The 17,769-nt window shown below is 71.5% G+C and carries 16 protein-coding genes and 1 pseudogene; 12 read left to right on the forward strand and 5 right to left on the reverse strand.

The window, feature by feature from the left end; genetic code table 11:
• Positions 1-300 precede the first annotated feature (300 nt).
• Positions 301-1,506, forward strand: coding sequence for a cytochrome P450 (locus AB0F88_RS40970; RefSeq protein WP_362696912.1), 1,206 nt, complete (start codon positions 301-303; stop codon positions 1,504-1,506).
• A 348-nt stretch (positions 1,507-1,854) separates the two neighbouring features.
• Positions 1,855-2,307 carry a DNA-binding protein gene (locus AB0F88_RS40975; protein ID WP_362696914.1) on the forward strand — a complete coding sequence of 151 codons (453 nt, stop codon included), beginning with the start codon at positions 1,855-1,857 and terminating at the stop codon, positions 2,305-2,307.
• Positions 2,308-2,405: 98 nt separating this feature from the next.
• Here AB0F88_RS40975 and AB0F88_RS40980 read toward each other — a convergent pair whose 3' ends face one another.
• Positions 2,406-3,290, reverse strand: a complete 885-nt coding sequence (locus AB0F88_RS40980) for a helix-turn-helix transcriptional regulator (RefSeq protein WP_362696916.1) — start codon at positions 3,288-3,290, stop codon at positions 2,406-2,408.
• A 139-nt stretch (positions 3,291-3,429) separates the two neighbouring features.
• Between AB0F88_RS40980 and AB0F88_RS40985 the strand changes: the two genes are divergently transcribed.
• Positions 3,430-4,122: an SDR family NAD(P)-dependent oxidoreductase gene (locus tag AB0F88_RS40985; RefSeq protein ID WP_362696918.1), complete on the forward strand. Its 693-nt coding sequence runs from the start codon at positions 3,430-3,432 to the stop codon at positions 4,120-4,122.
• 224 nt (positions 4,123-4,346) lie between these two features.
• On the opposite strand, the gene AB0F88_RS40990 is transcribed toward AB0F88_RS40985, so the two are convergent.
• Both AB0F88_RS40990 and AB0F88_RS40995 read right to left on the reverse strand, forming a co-directional pair.
• Positions 4,347-5,555, reverse strand: coding sequence for a macrolide family glycosyltransferase (locus AB0F88_RS40990; protein WP_362696920.1), 1,209 nt, complete (start codon positions 5,553-5,555; stop codon positions 4,347-4,349).
• Between the two features lie 386 nt (positions 5,556-5,941).
• Positions 5,942-6,970 (reverse strand): GDP-mannose 4,6-dehydratase, encoded by a 1,029-nt coding sequence (locus AB0F88_RS40995; protein ID WP_362696922.1) that lies wholly within the window; start codon positions 6,968-6,970, stop codon positions 5,942-5,944.
• Between the two features lie 296 nt (positions 6,971-7,266).
• On the opposite strand from AB0F88_RS40995, the gene AB0F88_RS41000 reads away from it, so the two are divergent.
• The 6 genes from AB0F88_RS41000 to AB0F88_RS41025 all read left to right on the forward strand — a co-directional run bounded on the left by AB0F88_RS41000 (position 7,267) and on the right by AB0F88_RS41025 (position 14,970).
• Positions 7,267-8,511, forward strand: a complete 1,245-nt coding sequence (locus tag AB0F88_RS41000) for a glycosyltransferase family 4 protein (RefSeq protein ID WP_362696924.1) — start codon at positions 7,267-7,269, stop codon at positions 8,509-8,511.
• A gap of 45 nt (positions 8,512-8,556) precedes the next feature.
• Positions 8,557-9,270: a methyltransferase domain-containing protein gene (locus tag AB0F88_RS41005; protein WP_362696926.1), complete on the forward strand. Its 714-nt coding sequence runs from the start codon at positions 8,557-8,559 to the stop codon at positions 9,268-9,270.
• 17 nt (positions 9,271-9,287) lie between these two features.
• Positions 9,288-10,340, forward strand: coding sequence for a prenyltransferase (locus AB0F88_RS41010; protein ID WP_362696928.1), 1,053 nt, complete (start codon positions 9,288-9,290; stop codon positions 10,338-10,340).
• A gap of 224 nt (positions 10,341-10,564) precedes the next feature.
• Positions 10,565-11,878: a DUF1702 family protein gene (locus AB0F88_RS41015; RefSeq protein WP_362696946.1), complete on the forward strand. Its 1,314-nt coding sequence runs from the start codon at positions 10,565-10,567 to the stop codon at positions 11,876-11,878.
• 24 nt (positions 11,879-11,902) lie between these two features.
• Positions 11,903-13,915: a CRTAC1 family protein gene (locus tag AB0F88_RS41020; protein ID WP_362696930.1), complete on the forward strand. Its 2,013-nt coding sequence runs from the start codon at positions 11,903-11,905 to the stop codon at positions 13,913-13,915.
• A complete protein-coding gene (locus AB0F88_RS41025; RefSeq protein WP_362696932.1) occupies positions 13,912-14,970 on the forward strand; it encodes an enediyne biosynthesis protein UnbU in 1,059 nt (352 codons plus the stop codon). The genes AB0F88_RS41020 and AB0F88_RS41025 overlap by 4 nt, the downstream gene beginning before the upstream one ends.
• Here AB0F88_RS41025 and AB0F88_RS41030 read toward each other — a convergent pair.
• The gene (locus AB0F88_RS41030; protein WP_362696934.1) at positions 14,906-15,553 is read right to left on the reverse strand and encodes a class I SAM-dependent methyltransferase; all 648 of its coding nucleotides are present in this window, start codon (positions 15,551-15,553) and stop codon (positions 14,906-14,908) included. The two genes, AB0F88_RS41025 and AB0F88_RS41030, sit on opposite strands and share 65 nt — an antisense overlap.
• Before the next feature lie 76 nt (positions 15,554-15,629).
• On the opposite strand from AB0F88_RS41030, the gene AB0F88_RS41035 reads away from it, so the two are divergent.
• From AB0F88_RS41035 to AB0F88_RS41045, 3 genes are read left to right on the forward strand one after another with little or no spacing between them, the layout of a single operon-like run.
• Entirely contained in the window at positions 15,630-16,094 is a 465-nt protein-coding gene (locus AB0F88_RS41035) for a pyridoxamine 5'-phosphate oxidase family protein (protein ID WP_362696936.1), read from the forward strand.
• Positions 16,095-16,103: 9 nt separating this feature from the next.
• Complete coding sequence (locus AB0F88_RS41040; RefSeq protein WP_362696938.1) at positions 16,104-16,298, forward strand: ferredoxin; 195 nt, start codon at positions 16,104-16,106, stop codon at positions 16,296-16,298.
• Positions 16,299-16,309: 11 nt separating this feature from the next.
• The gene (locus AB0F88_RS41045; RefSeq protein WP_362696940.1) at positions 16,310-17,395 is read left to right on the forward strand and encodes a Zn-dependent alcohol dehydrogenase; all 1,086 of its coding nucleotides are present in this window, start codon (positions 16,310-16,312) and stop codon (positions 17,393-17,395) included.
• A 221-nt stretch (positions 17,396-17,616) separates the two neighbouring features.
• Here AB0F88_RS41045 and AB0F88_RS41050 read toward each other — a convergent pair.
• Positions 17,617-17,769: pseudogene (locus tag AB0F88_RS41050) on the reverse strand (sugar phosphate isomerase/epimerase); the annotation flags it as partial.

The raw sequence follows: 17,769 nt of genomic DNA on the forward strand, positions 1-17,769 counted from the left end.
CCCGCGGCCACCGCGAAAGGGGCCCGCGGCCGGGGTCCGGGGTCCTGACTTGACGGGGTCCCCCTCCCGTAATAGAACACGTTTCAGAAAGAGGAATCACCAAACGCCTGATCAAGCGCTTGGTGGATCGGCGTGCCCCGGGCGGGAGGCGGGAACATCGGAAAGTCCCGCGATCGCCACGTTCGCGATGGATTCTCAGCGAACGAGTAGGGTACGCCGCTGACCGCACCCCCAGGCCGCACCGACAATGAGCCGTGTCACCGCGTCACGAGAACGCCGGCCCGGCTCGCAGGAGGACCAATGGATATCGATCTGGTCGACCAGGACTTCTATTGGCGGAACGGCGCGCCGCACGAGCAGCTGGCCTGGTTACGGGCGAACGCGCCGGTATACGCGCACCCGGGCGACACCGAGCGCGGCTGGCCGGGCTTCTGGGCGGTCACCAGGCACGCCGACGTGGTGCAGGTCTCCCGCCGCTCCGACCTGTTCTCGTCGAGCAGGAAACTCGCGCTCTTCAACGAGATGCCCGAGGACCAGATGGCCCTGCAGCGGATGATGATGCTCAACCAGGACCCGCCGGACCACACCCGGCGGCGCTCCCTGGTCAACCGGGGCTTCACCCCGCGCATGATGGGCGCCCTGGAACAGCACATCCGCGACATCTGCCACGAACTGGTGGACGAGGCCAAGGGACGCGGTTCGGTCGACTTCGTCAGGGACATCGCCGCCCCGCTGCCGCTGTACGTGATCTGCGAGCTGCTCGGCGCCCCCGTCGAGGACCGCGACAAGATCTTCAACTGGTCCAACCAGATGATCGGGGCCGAGGACCCCGACTACGCGGCCGACCCCGCGGAGGGCACGAACGCGGCCATGGAGGTCTACGCCTACGCCAACGCCCTCGCCGCCGAGCGGCGCGCACAGCCCCGCGAGGACATCGTCACCAAGCTGATCATGCCCGACGCCGCCGGGGAGACCCTCACCGAGGAGGAGTTCGACCTGTTCGTGCTGCTGCTCGTGGTGGCGGGCAACGAGACCACCCGCAACGCGGCCTCGGGCGGCATGCTCGCCTTCTTCGAGAACCCCGAGCAGTGGCGGCGGCTGGTCGCCGACCGCGCCCTCGCCCGCACCGCGGCCGACGAGATCGTCCGCTGGGTCTCCCCGGTGAACCTCTTCCGCCGTACGGCCACCACCGACACGACGATCGGCGGGCAGGAGGTCAAGGCGGACGACAAGATCGTGGTCTTCTACAGCTCCGCCAACCGGGACGAGGAGGTCTTCGCCGACCCCGGCGTCTTCGACATCGGCCGTGACCCCAACCCGCACATCGGCTTCGGCGGCGGCGGGGCCCACTTCTGCCTGGGCAACCACCTCGCCAAGCTCGAACTGCGGGTCCTCTTCGAGGTGCTGGCCGAGCGGCTGCCCGGCCTGGAGCAGGCCGGCGAGGCCCGCCGCCTGCGGTCCAACTTCATCAACGGCATCAAGGACCTGCCGGTCTCCGTCGCCTGAGATCCGGCGCCGCCGGGGACGACACCGAGAACTCCGCTAAGAACTCCACCGAGAACTCCACCGAGAGCGACACGGAGAACGACGCCGGAGACGGCGTCGGAAGGCCATGCGGGGCCGCCCGGCCCCGCATGGCCTTTCCCATGCCGACATGCCGACATGCCGACGGTGGCGGTGGTGCCGGTGGTGCCGGTGGTGCCGGTGGTGCCGGTGGCACGGGGGAAGGCCGGAGAGATCCCCGCCCCTCCGACTCGTCCAGCGGGTCGCAGAAGTGACAGCGCCTCCACTTTTAAACAGTTTGTTGAACACTATGTGTTGACAACAAACTGTTCGACGGCTCATCCTGGTCGCATGCCCACTTCTCATGACGGATCATCCGACCCCTTCACGCCTCCCGACCCGGGCCTGACCCGGGCGCACCGCGAGTACGCCTCCCTGTCGCGCATCGCCGAGCGCCACGCGGCCGACGAGGGCCGGCGCCTCCGGCAGGTCCACCCCACGGTCCTCGGAGCCCACGAGGCCGTCAGGCTCGTGACGTTCCTCCTGAGCGGCAGCGCCCATCGCGAGGAGGGCGAGCCGGAGGTGGACCACGCCGACATCACCGCCGCCCTGACCCTGCTGCCCAGGGTCCGCGCGGAAATGGACGAGCTGGAGGCGTCGCTCCTCCTCATGGCGCGGGGCCGCGACCTCACCTGGCAGGAGATCGCGTTCGGTCTCGGCCTCGCCACCCCCCAGGCGGCCAAGCAGCGCTACGAGCGCCTGGCGGGCCGCACCGCCGCCCGGCCTGGAAGCCGGTTCAAGTGACCACCTCGCCGGCGCCGTGACCCCGGGTGTTGTCCCGGGGTCACGGTGAGGAGCGTTGTTCGCTCGCGCGACTCTGCTCCGCATCGGCCTCGCCGGGTTCACCCGAGTGCGGCGCTGTCCGTCTCACGTGCCGGCCTGCCGGAGCCCTTGTTCTTGTCCGAGGTCGGCAGGCCCGCGGAAGCCAGCAGAGCCAGCTTGTCCGCATCGCTGGATCCGGCTTCCGGGTGATACACGACGAGCATCAGGCCCTCGGTTCCGCCTATGCCCAGTCGTTCCCGGTTGAGGGTCAGTTCCCCGACCTGCGGGTGGTTGATCCGCATCAGCGACCCGCGCTGCCCGCGGACCTCGTGGCGGGCCCAGAGCCGGCGGAAATGGGGACTCGCCAGTGAGAGTTCTTCGGTGAGCTCGATGAAGCGAGGATCGTCGATGTCGTTGCCCACGGACTGCCGCAGGTTCGCGACGAGGCATTCCGTGACGTCTTTCCAGTCCGGGTGCAGAGCCTGCTCGGCCGGATCCAGGAACATGTCCCTCAGCTGGTTGCCCCCTGCGGCGAGGCCGGGAGAGAGTGCCCTGGCAAGACCGTTCGAGGCCAGGATGTCGAAGTACCGGCCTTCGATGAAAGCGGGCTGGACGAGGGAGTCCAGGAGCTTGAGGGCGCCGGGCGGCGGGATCTCCCTGGGCGGCCGGCGTCCGCGCCGCCGGGGTGCCTCCGAGACCAGGGTCCGCAGATGGGCGATGTGGTCGTCGTCGAGGTGGAGCACGCGAGCGATCGACTCGAGCACCTGCGCGGACGGGTTGCGATCGCGGCCCCGTTCCAACCGCAGGTAGTAGTCGGCGCTGATGCCGGCGAGCATGGCGACCTCCTCGCGCCGCAGCCCGGGCACACGCCGCACACCGACGCCGGGGATGCCCGCCTGCTGAGGCGTCACCAGCTCGCGCCGGGCACGCAGGTACGCGCCGAGGGCGTTCGTCGTCGCGCTCACGAGGCCGGCCCAGGACTCCGCGGGGCGGACAGAGGGGGCCCTGTCACACCCCAGGCTCGAGAGGGCTCTGGTCGAGGCGAGTAGCTCCGCATAGCGTGCACAACGGTCCGCTCGGGCCACGTATTTCGAGAGGTGAGACATGACCGTCACACTGGTCACCGGGGCCAACAAGGGCATCGGTTTCGAGACAGCCAAGCAGCTTCTGGAGCTGGGACACGTCGTCTACGTCGGCGCGCGTGACGTCGAGCGGGGCGAGAAGGCCGCGGCGGCGCTCGGCGCACGATTCGTGCAGCTCGACGTGACCGACGACGCGTCGGTGAACAACGCGCTGGCGACGATCGACGCGGCCGAGGGCCGGCTCGACGTCCTGGTGCACAACGCGGGCATCCTCGGGGACGGAGCCGGCGACGGTCCCACGGCTCTGCGAGTCTTCGACACCAACGCGGTGGGAATCGTGCGCGTCACGGAGGCGGCGCTCCCCCTGCTGCGCAGATCCTCGAACCCGACCGTGGTCACCGTCTCGAGCAGCGCCGGGTCGTTCTGGGCGGTGAACAACCCCGACCGGCCGGAGTTCCACGTGAGGGCCGCGCTTTACTCCGCGTCCAAGGCGGCGGCCACCATGCTCACGGTCCAGTACGCCAAGTCCCAGCCGGGCATCAAGTTCAACGCGCTCGAGCCGGGCTTCACCGCCACCGACATGACCGCCGGCCTGCCCTTCGAAGGTGGAAGATCACCGGAGGAGAGCGCCAGAACCGTCGTGCGTCTGGCGACTCTCGACGCGGACGGCCCGACAGGAACGTTCCAGGACGAGGCCGGGGAACTGCGCTGGTGAGCGCGCAGGAACGATCGAGGGGTCCGGGGTGTTCGCCGGCGAGTCCGGACGGGTGACGCGTCGTAAGGCCTCGGAAGAGGTCTGGGCCGTGCCGGAGCCACTGCCGGAGCCGGCGCCGCTGCCGAGGAAACCGGGGCGGACCGTGCCGGATCGGCGCCCGTCCGATGAGCCCGCCCGCGGAGCGCGCCGGCGGTGGGCCGGGCGTCGCCCGCCCGGCCCGCGCCTCAGGACGGGTGAACCTCCCCCCGACGCCGGAGCAGTTCCTCGATCAGGTCGGCCGCGCGGACGGTGCCGCCCTCGCCCCGGACCTCGTCCCGGAGCTTCGCCAGCCGCGCCGCCACCTCCGGGTCGGAGGTGAGGCCGAGCAGGGCGGCGCGCAGCGCCTCGGGGGTGGCCTCCTCGGTGTCGATCCGGCGGCCGACCCCGAGCTCCACGAGCCTGTCGGCGTTGCCGAACTGGTCGGCGGCCTGCGGGACGGCGATCATCGGGACGCCGCAGTACAGGCCCTCCTGGGTGCCGCCCATGCCCGCGTGGGTGACGAACGCGTCGGCCTGCTCCAGGATCGAGAGCTGCGACACCCAGGAGTGCACCTCGACGTTGGCGGGGATCACCCCGAGTTCCGCCCGGTCCACGAACTTTCCGACCTGGAGGACGACGTGCCAGCCGGGCAGGTCGCCGAAGGCCGCCAGGCAGGAGCGGTAGAAGCCCGGCAGGTTGGTGAAGGCCGACCCCAGGGAGACGAGCAGCACCTTCTCCGCGCCCTCGGGGCGGATCCAGGGCTCCTGGTGGGAGCGGGTGGCGAAGCAGGGCCCGGTGAAGGTGATCCGGGCGGGATCGACCCGGTCGGCGTTGGGCTGCATGACCTTCGGGATGAGCGCCAGCGCCCGCGGCGGGCGGCCCCCGAAGTCGTCGGAGTCGATGCCGTGGATGCCGTTGTCGCGCAGCCACTCCTCGAACCGCCGGTAGTGCTCGGCCCCGCCCGGGGCCCTCCTCAGCTCCTCGATCATCGGCGCCATGTCCTCCCGGTAACCCTCCCAGCCCACGTAGGTCGGCGAGAGCTGCATCAGGGGGATGTCCCAGTTCTCCGCGAGCACCCGGGCCGTGTAACCCCCGATGTCGTAGAGGAACAGGTCGGGCCGGTCGTTCTCGTACGCGGCGCGGAGCTGCGGCAGCATCGAGATCGCGTCGCCGAGGAAGACGTCGAGCTGGGCGATCGGGTCCTCCGGCCACTCGGCGGTGTCGCCCATGGGCAGGGTCGAGGTGTACGGGACGAGCTCGGCCCCGGCGCCGGTGATCACCTCGGCGAAGGAGGGGTCGTTGGCGTAGGTCACCCGGTGCCCGCGCGCCACCAGCTCCCTGATCACCTCGATGCTCGGGTTCACGTGGCCCGGCGCGGGGATGCTGACCATCGCGATGTGCGCACGTCGGGACATGGTTTCTCCTCTGTCGGATCTTTCCGGGTCTCACGAGAAACGATACGTTCCGTCTCGTCAATGGGTACATCATCACCCCTGTCGCGCACGCCGTCAAGGCGAGACGTTCCGGCTCGTCTAGCGGGCGAGAGCCCGCCGGGTCAGGCCGGGCGGGAGCGCCCGGGCCACCTCGGTACCGCTGCGGGATCCCTTCGACGCCGCTTCCGGGTCACCCGAGGCCGTCCCGGAGCCGGGCCGTCCCGGCTCCGGGACGGCTCGGAGACGGCTCGAAAACGACTCGGGGACGGCTCAGGGACGACTCAGGGACGGCTCGGAGACGGCTCGGAGCCGGAAAAAGGCCCCGGGCGCAGGAAGCCCGGGGACGGGAGGCTCGGGAACGGGAAGGCTCAGGGCCAGGAGGAGTCCTGGTCGGGGTCGCCGCCCTCGGAGAGCAGCTTGACGTCCGACTCGACCATCATCGCCACGAGCTCCTCGAAGGTGACCGTGGGCTCCCAGCCCAGCTGGACACGGGCCTTCTTCGGGTCGGCGCACAGCAGGTCGACCTCGGCCGGCCGGTGCAGGTTCTGGTCGGTGACCACGTACCGCTCCCAGTCGAGCCCGGCCGCGGCGAAGGCGGCCTCCACCAGGTCGCGGACGGTGTGGGTGCGGCCGGTGCCGATCACGTAGTCCTCGGGCGTGTCCGCCTGGAGCATCAGGTGCATCGCGCGGACGTAGTCTCCGGCGAACCCCCAGTCGCGCCGCGCCTCCATGTTGCCCAGGCGCAGCTCGGAGGCGAGACCGAGCTTGATCCTGGCCACGCCGAGCGTCACCTTCCTGGTGACGAACTCGGCCCCCCGGCGCGGGGACTCGTGGTTGAACAGGATCCCCGACACCGCGTACATGCCGTACGACTCGCGGTAGTTCTGCGTCAGGAAGTGCCCGTACGCCTTGGCCACGCCGTACGGCGAGCGGGGGTGGAAGGGGGTGATCTCGGTCTGCGGGGTCTCGCGGACCTGGCCGAACATCTCCGAGGAGGAGGCCTGGTAGAAGCGGATCTGGTCCGACCCGGCCACCGTGCGCGAGGAGGAGATGCCGGAGCAGACCCGGATGGCCTCGAGCATGCGCAGCACGCCCATGCCGGTCACCTCCGCGGTGAGCTCGGCCTGCTCCCACGACATGGGGACGAAGGAGATGGCGCCCAGGTTGTAGACCTCGTCGGGCTGGACCTTCTCGACGGCGGAGATCAGCGAGCCCTGGTCGAGCAGGTCGCCCCGGACGAGCTGGACGTCCTGGAGAAGCTTGCGAAGCCGCGATACGCGGGGGTTGGCCTGCCCTCGGGCGAGGCCGGAGACCTCGTAGCCCTGATTGAGCAGGCACTCGGCCAGATAGGAACCGTCCTGCCCGGTGATACCGGTGATCAGCGCGCGCCTGGCCAACGCGTCCTCCTCGCTTGCGGGGGCGGCGACCTATGCCTGGTCTTGTGCCGTTTGATGGCGAATGTACCCGCACACCCCCCGGCGGGCACCAGCACCCCACGGCACAGCACGCCTAGAACGCGTTACACCGAATCACGCTCGGTAAGGCTAACTTCCCAGTTCGCACCCTGTGAAGCACGATCTAGGAACAATTCCACATCAAGTGCAACAGAGCTCATGAATGGTAGGGTCCGAGGACTAAGGTCATCTTTCACGGTACCTGTCCCCTTTTCGGACAGGTTGAGAAGGGGGTTGCCGTGCCGGGTGCTGAATCGCTGCGCGTCGCGCTGCTGTCGTACCGCAGCAAGCCGACCTGTGGTGGGCAGGGCGTCTACCTGCGTCATCTCAGCCGCGAGCTGGTCGCCCTCGGGCACAGCGTGGAGGTCTTCTCCGGCCAGCCCTACCCGGAGCTCGACGAGGGCGTCGTCCTCACCAAGATCCCCAGCCTGGATCTGTACCGCGACGAGGACCCCTTCCGCACCCCCAAGCTGAGCGAGTACCGCGACTGGATCGACCTGCTCGAGGTCGGCACCATGTGGACCGCCGGATTCCCCGAGCCGCTCACCTTCAGCCTGCGGGCCTACCGCGAGCTGAAGAAGCGCGTCGGCGACTTCGACGTCGTGCAGGACAACCAGACCCTCGGCTACGGCGTGCTCGGCATCCAGAAGCTGTTCCCGGTGGTCGGGACCATCCACCACCCGATCAGCGTGGACCGGCGCATCGAGCTGAAGGCCGCGACGCTGCGCAAGAAGATCCCCATGCGGCGCTGGTACGGCTTCGTGCGCATGCAGGCCAAGGTCGCGCCGCGGCTCAACCCGATCCTGACCGTCAGCGAGTCGTCCCTCGCCGACATCCACCGCGACTTCAACGTGCCGCAGAAGAACATGCGGCTCATCCCGCTGGGCGTCGACACCCGCTACTTCCACCCGCGCCCGGAGATGCCCAAGCGGCCCGGCTCCATCGTCGCGGTGGCCAGCGCCGACTCCCCGATGAAGGGCGTCGCGACGCTGCTGCGGGCGGTGGCCAAGCTCGCCACCGAGCGCGACGTCAACCTCACCGTGGTGAGCAAGCCCACCCCCGGCGGCCCGACCGAGAAGCTCGTCGCCGAGCTGGCGCTGCACGACCGGGTGAGGTTCGTCCACGGCATCTCCGACACCGAGCTGGGCGAGCTGATCGCCACCTCGGAGATCTCGGTCGTCCCCTCCCTGTACGAGGGCTTCTCGCTCCCGGCCGTCGAGCACATGGCCTGCGGCACCCCGCTGGTCGCCAGCCGCACCGGGGCGCTGCCCGAGGTCGTCGGCGACGCCGCCGTGCAGGTGGCCCCGGGCGACCCCGAGGAACTGGCCGCGGTGCTGCGCCGCCTGCACGACTCCCCCGAGGAGCGGGCGGCGGTGGGCAGAAAAGGCTACGACCGGGTGATGGAACGCTTCACCTGGAACGTCGTCGCCAAGCGGACCGTGGAGGCCTACCACGAGGCCATCCGGGCCCGCCGCGCGAAGTGAGCCACCCCCCGAACGATCACCTGAAGATGTGAAGAGGAGCGGCGAGTGCTGACTGTCGACTTCGACCGGCTGCCCGTGGGACCGGGGAACCGAGTCCTGGACCTGGGCTGTGGCGGCGGACGGCATGCCTTCGAGGTGCTGCGGCGCGGTGCCGACGTGGTGGCCTTCGACATGGACGCCAGGGAACTGGAGGGCGTGGCGAGCATGTTCGCCGCGATGGACAAGGCCGGGGAGGTGCCGCCCGAGGCGACGGGAGACACCGTGACGGGCGACGCGCTCGACATGCCGTTCGAGGACGGCAGCTTCGACCGGGTGATCGCGGCCGAGGTGCTGGAGCACATCCCCGACGACATGGCCGCGATGCGCGAGATCTTCCGGGTGCTCAAGCCGGGCGGCCAGGCGGCCATCACCGTGCCGAGCTTCCTGCCCGAACGGATCTGCTGGGCACTCGACGAGGCGTACCACACCGCGCCCGGCGGGCACGTCCGCATCTACACGCTGGCCGAGCTGAGCGCGAAGCTCAAGTCGACGGGCTTCACCGTCGGCCCGCACCACCACGCCCACGGCCTGCACGCGCCGTACTGGTGGATCAAGTGCGCGGTCGGCGTCGGCAACGACGACCACCCGCTGGCCAAGGCGTACCACGAGCTGCTGGTCTGGGACATCATGAAGCGTCCCGCCGCCACCAGGATCGCCGAGGCCGTGCTCAACCCGCTCATCGGCAAGAGCGTGGTGCTCTACGTCCGGAAGCCTGCGTGAGCTCCGAGGGAGAAGCGGTGAACGCCTCGCTGGAGTGGGAACAGCTCGTCCAGACCGCCCGGAGCATCGCGGCGGTGCAGGAGCCCGACGGCGGCGTCCCGTGGCCCGAGGGGCACGTGGACGCCTGGAACCACGTCGAGTGCCTGATGGCGATGAGCGTGGCGGGGCTGACCGGCCCGGTCCGCCGGGGGTACGACTGGCTGGTCCGCACGCAGCGGGCCGACGGTTCCTGGCCGATGAAGCTGGTCGGCGGCGAGGCCGTCGAGCAGGGCGGGGAGTCCAACCACGCCGCGTACGTCGCGGTCGGCGTCTGGCACGAGCTGCTGGTGACCGGGGACGAGGAGTTCGCGCGGCGCATGTGGCCGGTCGTCCGGGCGGCGCTGGACTTCGTGGTCGGCCTGCAGACCACCCGGGGTGAGATCGTCTGGGAGCGCGCGGCCGACGGCAGGCCCGCCGGGTACGCCCTGCTGACCGGCTGCGCCTCCGTCCACCAGGGCCTGCGCTGCGGCGTGCTGCTCGGCGAGCACCTGGGCGATCCGCAGCCCGACTGGGAGCTCGCCGCCGACCAGCTCGGCCACGTGCTGGCCGCCCACCCCGAGGCGTTCGCCGACAAGAGCCGCTTCTCGATGGACTGGTACTACCCGATCCTGGGCGGCGCGGTACGCGGCCCGGCCGCGGAGGCGCGGCTGGCCGAGGAGTGGGACACGTTCGTGGAGCCGGACCTCGGCATCCGCTGCGTCTCCGACCAGCCGTGGGTGACCGGTGCCGAGACGTGCGAGCTGGTGCTGGCCCTCGACGCCCTGGGCGACCGGGAGCGGGCGTCGAAGCTCTTCGCGGACATGCAGCACCTGCGGCACGAGGACGGTTCGTACTGGACCGGCTGGCAGTTCGTGAACGAGAAGCACTTCCCGCACGAGCGCTCGGCCTACACCGCGGCCGCGGTCGTGCTCGCCGCCGACGCGCTGGCCGGGCACACCCCCGCCTCGGGCGTCTTCCGCGACGCGGGCGCGTACGTGACCGACCGGCCCACCGCCGCCTGCGGTTGCAGCCACGCCCGTTCCAGGGGCTGACCCCCGGTCCCGCGCCTCCCGCCACGACTTCCACCTCGACTTCGGCCACGCCTTCGACCTCGGCCACGGTGAGGTCGTGCGGAGCCCCGGCCGGCGGGCCCGGCGGAGACTCCCGGCCCGGCCCGCGGCGGTTTCTTTGCCCGGAATCAGAAACGCGGTGCTTGAAGGGCCGCAGGCGGCTCACTACGTTCGGGTCCGTGAGTAACGCGGAGGGCACTCGGACGGTGACTCAGGGCGACGGCGCCGAGACGGCCGACGCGAGAACCGGCACCGAGGCCGTCGACCCGCCGGACCCCCCGGCGCCTTCCCACACTCCGGATCTCCCGGCGCCTCCCGGCGCGCCGGACACCTCGGGTCCTCCCGATCCCACCGACCTCCCACCCCCTCTGCCCGCCCCTCCGGATCTTCAGGACTCCCCTGCCTCCCCTGCCTCCCCTCCTTCCCGTCGCGAACCCCCGCCTCCCACCGAACCCCCGAACCCGCCGGAGCCTCCGAAGGACCCGTCCCGGGCTCCGGCCCCGCCCGAGCCCTCGGACCCGCTGGAGGCATCGGACCCATCCCGCTCTCCGGAGCCTCCGGAACCTCGGAGGTCCCTCGCCCCGGCCAGGCCGAAGGGCATCGCCCGGCTGCTGTGGCAGGACCCGGCCCGGATGGGGTTCGGGGTGCGGCGGTTCCGGCTGGGGCCGGCGCGCGAGCTTCTGGAGGACGCGGGCGGGGCGTTCGTCTCCGGCTTCAACGCGGTGGTCGCCGGGGAGACCGAGCGGATCGACGACCTCCGCGAGGACCTCCGCGGTTTCGCGTACGAGGGCGCGGGCATGGCCTGCGCCACCCTCGACGTGCTCACCCTCACCGGCGGGCGCCGGCTCAGGGAGCTGCTGAGCGGGCAGGGCCTGCGCCACCCGCACCTCATCCACATGGGCACCGGCCGGGCGTACGCCCGCATGCGGCTGCGGCCGATGTGGGGCGTCCACTCGGTGCATCCGCTGCTGCGCTGGCTGGCCCACGACGGCTTCGGCTTCCACCAGGGTTTCTTCTCCTCCGACCGGACGGTGGGACGCCAGCGCACGGCCGGGCTGATGGACCGGACGCGGCGGGCGATCTTCGACCAGGGGCTGGGGCGGATGCTCTGGTTCCACGAGTGCGCGGGGGCGGGCGACGTCGTGCCGCGCGTCGCCGAGTTCCCCGCGGGACGCCGCGCCGACCTGTGGAGCGGGGTGGGCCTGGCCGCCACGTACGCCGGGGGCGCGAGCACCGAGGACCTGGGGCGGCTGGCCTCGGCCGCGGCCGAGGACGGCTTCCGCGCCCACCTCGCCCAGGGCTGCGCCCTCGCCTGCGCCGCCCGGCTGATCTCGGCCGTCGTCCCCGGGCACACCGTCGCCGCCGCCCCCGTGCTGTGCGGGGCCGAGGTGGACGAGGCGGCGGGCTGGACCGACACCGCGCTCGTCGCGCTGGGCCACAACGCGCACAGCGACGACCACTACCAGGCCTGGCGGGCGGGGATCCGGAAGGCCTGGGCACGGCGCGACCGCGATTCATGACGCTCATGACGCTTACGACCACTCATGACCACGATCCGGAGGGCGGTGGGAACGGTGCCGGGGGTTCGCAGGTACGCGGCGGGAGTCCTGGCCCTGGTGGCCGCGACCGCCGGGTGGAGGCTGACCGCCCTGCCGGACACCTCGGCCGTGGAGGCGTCCGCCGGCTTCTCCTTCCACGCGAGGCGGCTGGGCCCGCCCGCGGAACCCGGTGACCGCGTCCTGCGGCCGGTCGCGCCGGGGTACGCGAACCTCCGGAGCCGGGTGTCGTCGCTGGGCGCCGGGGTGGCCCTGTTCGACGTGGACGACGAGGTCGTCGCCGACGACCTGTGCCTGGTCGACCCCCGCCGCGACACGGTGACCGTCAGGCCGGCGCCGGGGACCTCCCGCGGCTACCGGCCGTTCACGCTGGTCCCCCCGCGGCGCGGGCGGCACGAGGCGCCGACCGGGTGCCTGCCCGCCGACCTCGACCAGGACGGCTGGGAGGACCTGGTCGTCTACTACTGGGGCCGCTCCCCCTCCCTGTTCCTGCGCGTACCCGGGGCGCCCCCGTCCGGTGCGGCCTTCCGCCACCGCGCGCTGACCGGCGAACCGGAGATCTGGAACACCAGCGCCGCCACGGCCGGTGACTTCGACGGGGACGGCCGCCTCGACCTGGTCTTCGGCAACTACTTCCCCGACGGCGTCAGGGTGCTGGGCGGCGGCGCCGACCGCGGCGACGCCGTGATGCCCGACTCGCCGTCCACCGCCGCCAACGGGGGCGGCGACCGGCTCTACCGGGCGACGGGACCCGCGCTGTTCACCGAGGCCGAGGGGGTGTTCGACGAGGTCGAGGGCGGTGCGGGAGGCGGGGGCTGGACCCTCGCGCTGGGCACCCAGGACCTGGACGGCGACGGGCGGCCCGAACTGTACGTGGCCAACGACTCCGGCCCCGACCACCTGCTGGTCAACGAGTCGGTGCCCGGCAGGATCCGGTTCGCCGAGGCCCGGGGCACCCGGCACCTGACGACCCCCCACTCCCGGGTCCTCGGCCGCGACTCGTTCACGGGGATGGGGGTGGCCTTCACCGACCTCAACGCCGACGGCAGGCCGGACATCCTGGTGAGCAACCTCACCGGGAACCACGCGTCGCACGAGAGCAACTTCGCCTTCGTCTCACGACCCGGCGGCCTCCACGAGGGTCACGCGCCGTACGACGACCTCGGCGAGGAGCTGGGGCTGAGCCGCAGCGGCTGGTCCTGGGACGTCAAGGCCGCCGACTTCGACAACGACGGCGTCGACGAGATCATGCACGCGACCGGTTTCGTCAGGGGCGAGGCCGACCGGTGGGCGCGGCTGCTGGAGGCGGCCTCGGCCAACGACCTGCTCCTGTCCCGCCCCTCGCTGTGGCCGGACCTGCGGGCCGGGGACGACCTGTCGGGCCGCGACACCAACACCTTCTTCACCAGGGGCCCGGACGGCCGCTACGTGGACGTGGCGCGGGGAGCCGGGGTCGACGGCGACGGCGACGGCGACGGCGACGGCGACGGCGACGGCGACGGCGACGGCGACACGGTCAGCCGGGCGTTCGCCGTGGGCGACGTCGACGACGACGGGCGGCTGGACTTCGCGGTCGCCAACCAGTGGTCCGCGTCGGTCCTCTACCGCAACCACGGCCCGACGGCCCCGTTCGTGGGCCTGCGGCTCCGCCTCCCCGCGGGCGCCTGCGGCACGGCCACCGCGACACCCCCCGCGCGGACGCCTGCGGGGCAGGCGCGTCCCGGGCCGACGCGGCCCGCCATCGGGGCCGTCGCCACGGTGCGCCTGCCCGGCGGGGTCACGCGCAGCAGGCAGCTCTACCCCGCCAACGGCCACAACGGCGTCTCCGCGCCCGAGCTGCTGTTCGGCCTGGGCGACGACCTGCCGGGCGCCACCGTCCCCGTCGAGATCTCCTGGAGGGACGCCTGCGGCGGCGCCCGTACCGCGTCGCTGTCCCTGGAGCCCGGCTGGCACCGGATCCTGCTGGCCGGCGGCCGCGCCTCGGAGGTCCGGCGGCCATGAGCACCGACCGGAGGCGGGACGAGGCGTTCCGGCGGCTGGCGGAGTCCCTCACCCTGATCACCGTGCTCGGGCACACCGTGCTCGGGTTCGAGCAGTCCTGCCTGGCACCGGTGGTCGGCGTGCTCACCGGCGTGACCGCCGAGTTCGCGCTGGAGACCGTGGAGGCGTGGTCGCGGCGGCGCCCGGCCCGCTACCTCGGGGTGCCCCGCGCCCGGGTCGCCGGCTTCTTCCTGCCCTCCTACGTCTGCGGCCTGCTCTGCGCGATGCTGCTGTCCGGCAACGGGCACCTGACGCCGGTCGCGCTGGCCGTCCTCATCGGCGTCGGCGGCACGTACGTCTTCCGCGTGACGGCGCCACCGGCACCACAGGCGCCGCGGGTCCCGAGGGCGCGGGAGACGCCGGAGACAGCGAGAGGGCCCGGCGGGGCGGGACGGGCCGCCGCGGACGCGCCGGGCAGGCCGTTCCTGAACCCGGCGGCCTTCGGGATCGTCGCCGTGCTGCTGCTGTTCCCGTGGGTCGGGCTCGCTCCGGCGTACCAGTTCACCGCGTGGGTCTCGGGGCCGTTCGACCTGGTCGTGCCGCTGGCCGTGCTGGCCTGGGGAACGGCGGTGAACGCCAGGCTCGCGGGGAGGCTGCCGCTGGTCCTCGGCTGGGTCGGCGGGTTCGCCCTGCAGGCGCTGGTCAGGGGAGGGCTGACCGACGTGTCGGTGGTCGGCGCCCTGCTGCCGATGACCGGGACGGTCTTCGCCCTCTACACCGGATACCTGCTCGTCGACCCTGCCACGTCCCCGGTCAGGCCGCGCGACCAGGTCGTGTTCGGCCTGGCCACCGCGGCGGTCTACGGGCTGCTCGTCCAGTTCCACGTCGTCTTCGGGCTGTTCCTCGCCCCGGTGGTCGCCGGTGCGTGCCGGAGTCTCCGGGTGGCCCTTCACGACCGTCTCCACCCGCCCGGCGCCGGCGGTCCGGTGGCGGGCGGGCCGCACGAGGAGCTCAGCCGATACCGGGACCGACCCGTTCGAGCACCCGCAGCGAGCCCTCCTGCCGGACCTCCTTGAACGCGCCGGAGGCGAGGACCCGCTGGTAGACGCGGTAGGGGGCCTGCCCGCCCTTGGCCGGGTCCGGGTAGATGTCGTGGAAGACCAGGGCACCGCCCGGCATGACGTGCGGCGCCCACCCCTCGTAGTCCTTGGTCACCGGATCCTCGGAGTGGCCGCCGTCGATGAAGAGCATCGCCAGCGGGGTGTTCCACAGCGCGGCGACGCGCTCGGACCTGCCGACGATCGCGACGACCTCGTCCTCCAGGCCGGCGGAGGCGATGGTGGCCCGGAACGTGGGCAGCGAGTCCATCTTGCCGAAGCGGAGGTCCATCAGCGTGGGGTCGTGGTGGGCCCAGCCCGGCTGGATCTCCTCGGAGCCCCGGTGGTGGTCGACGGTGAAGACGACGGACCCGGCCTGCCGGGCCCCCGCCCCGAGGTAGACGGCGGACTTCCCGCAGTAACTGCCGATCTCGCAGATCGGGCCGCGCGGGCCGTACTCGGCGGCGATCTCGAACAGCGCGATTCCCTCCTGATGTGGCATGAAACCCTTGGCGCGCTGGGCGACGTACAGCAGGTCGGCCGGCATGGTGGCGATGCTCATCGCAGCAGACTACCGAGACCGAACAACATTCCGAATGCCCTTGCCCGACCTTGTGGAACGTGTTCTACTTTGCACCGTGAACCAGCGCGCCCGCATCGTGATGTCCGACGACGAGGTGACGGCTTTCGTCGGCGAGTCACGGAAGCTGCAACTCGGCACGATCAACCCGGACGGGACACCGCACATGGTGACCATGTTCTACGGGCTGACCGAGGGCAAGATCTCGTTCTGGACCTACGGCAAGGCGCAGAAGACACTCAACATCCAGCGTGACGCCCGGGTGAGCTGCCTGATCGAGGCCGGGGACGAATACTCCGACCTGCGCGGCGTCCTGGTCTACGGGGTCGCGCGGAGGATCGACGACCCCGAGGGCATCCTCGACGTCGGTATGAACGTGGCCAGACGGATGGCCGGGATGCCCGACGCGGAGGAACTCCTCACGGAGTACGTGGCCTACACCGGCCGCAAAAGGGTCGCCTTCGTGGTCGAGCCGAGTCGAGTGATCTCCTGGGATCACCGTAAGCTCGCCATTCCCGGTTAGGAGGCCCGTATGAAAATCAACGTCGACTATCTGGTCTGCGAGGCCAATGCGATCTGCATGGGACTCGCCCCGGAGGTCTTCGAGCTCGACGACGACGACCAGCTGCACCTGCTGCTGCCTGAGCCGCCGCCGGAGATGATGGACCGCGTCCGGCACGCGGTCCGGTCCTGTCCCAAAGCCGCCCTCTCCCTTGAGGAGAACTAGGAGGACCCCCCATGCGTGGTGCGCTTCTGCATGCCGTCGGCGACGACAAGCTCGACATCCGCGACGACTTCACCCTCGCGCCGGTAGGCCCGACGGATGTCCGCGTCAAGATCAGGGCCACCGGCGTCTGCCACTCGGACCTGTCGGTGATCAGCGGCGTGCTGCCCATGCCACTGCCGGTCATCCCCGGTCACGAGGGCGCGGGCGTGGTCGTCGAGGTCGGCGACCACGTGACCTCGGTCCAACCCGGCGACCACGTCATCCTCAACTGGACCCCGGCCTGCGGCAGCTGCGCGAACTGCCTGGTGAACCAGCCGTTCCTGTGCATGACGTACGTGATGGACAGCTTCGTCAACGCCCGCTTCCGCTACGGCGGCGACACCCCGGCGTTCGGCATGGCCGGGTGCGGCAGCTGGTCCGAGGAGGTCGTCGTGCCCTGGCAGGGCGCGATCAAGGTCGATCCCGACGTACCGTTCGAGGCGGCGGCCCTGATCGGCTGCGGGATCACCACCGGCGTGGGGGCGGCGCTGAACACGGCCAAGGTGCGGGCGGGCTCGACCGTCGCCGTGGTCGGCGCGGGCGGCATCGGCCTGTCGGTGATCCAGGGGGCCCGCATCTCCGGCGCCACCACGATCCTCGCGATCGACCCGCTGGAGTCCAAGCACGCCCTCGCCAAGAAGGTCGGCGCGACCCACGCCATCACCCCGGACCAGCTCATGGACGCGGTCGGCACACTCACCGGCGGTGCCGGGTTCGACTACGGTTTCGAGGCCGTCGGCAAGTCCGCCGCCATCATGACGGCCTGGCAGGCCACCCGCCGGGGCGGCGACACGATCGTGGTGGGCGCGGGCGCGGTGGACGACAACGTCCCGCTGAGCGCCTTCAGCCTGCTGTTCGAGGGCAAGAACATCCTCAGCTCGCTGTACGGCGGCTCGGACGTCCGGCGCGACTTCCCGTTCTTCGCGGGGCTTTACAAGGCGGGCAAGCTCGACCTGGAGAGCATGATCAGCTCTCGCATCAAGCTGGCCGACCTCAACGACGCCGTAGCGGCGCTCAGGGGCGGCGAGGTGCTGCGCCAGATCGTCGTCATGGACTGAACCCGGCACCTCCGGGAACCCGGCCTCGGCCGGGTCGCCGGGCCGCCCGCCTGAGCGGGGCGGACCGGCGGCCCGGCCGTGTTCACCGTGCGTTCGCCGTGCGTTCGCCGTGCGCGCCTCGACCTGGGCACCCGGACGGGGAACCCGGTCCGGGGTTTCGGCCTGAGGGTTCGGTCCGAGAAGATCCTCGGGCCGAGAAGGTCCTCGGTCCGTGGGGGTCTTCAGTCGGAGGAGAAGGCGGCGTCGAAGGCGGTGGTGGGCGGGGTGATGGCGTTGAGCTTGCGGATGACGGCCAGCGCGTCGGGGGCGCCGTCGAGGCGGTCCATGCCGGCGTCCTCCCACTCGATGGAGATGGGGCCGTTGTAGCCGATGGC

The sequence above is a fragment of the Streptosporangium sp. NPDC023963 genome (genome assembly GCF_040639135.1).
Classification (GTDB): domain Bacteria; phylum Actinomycetota; class Actinomycetes; order Streptosporangiales; family Streptosporangiaceae; genus Streptosporangium.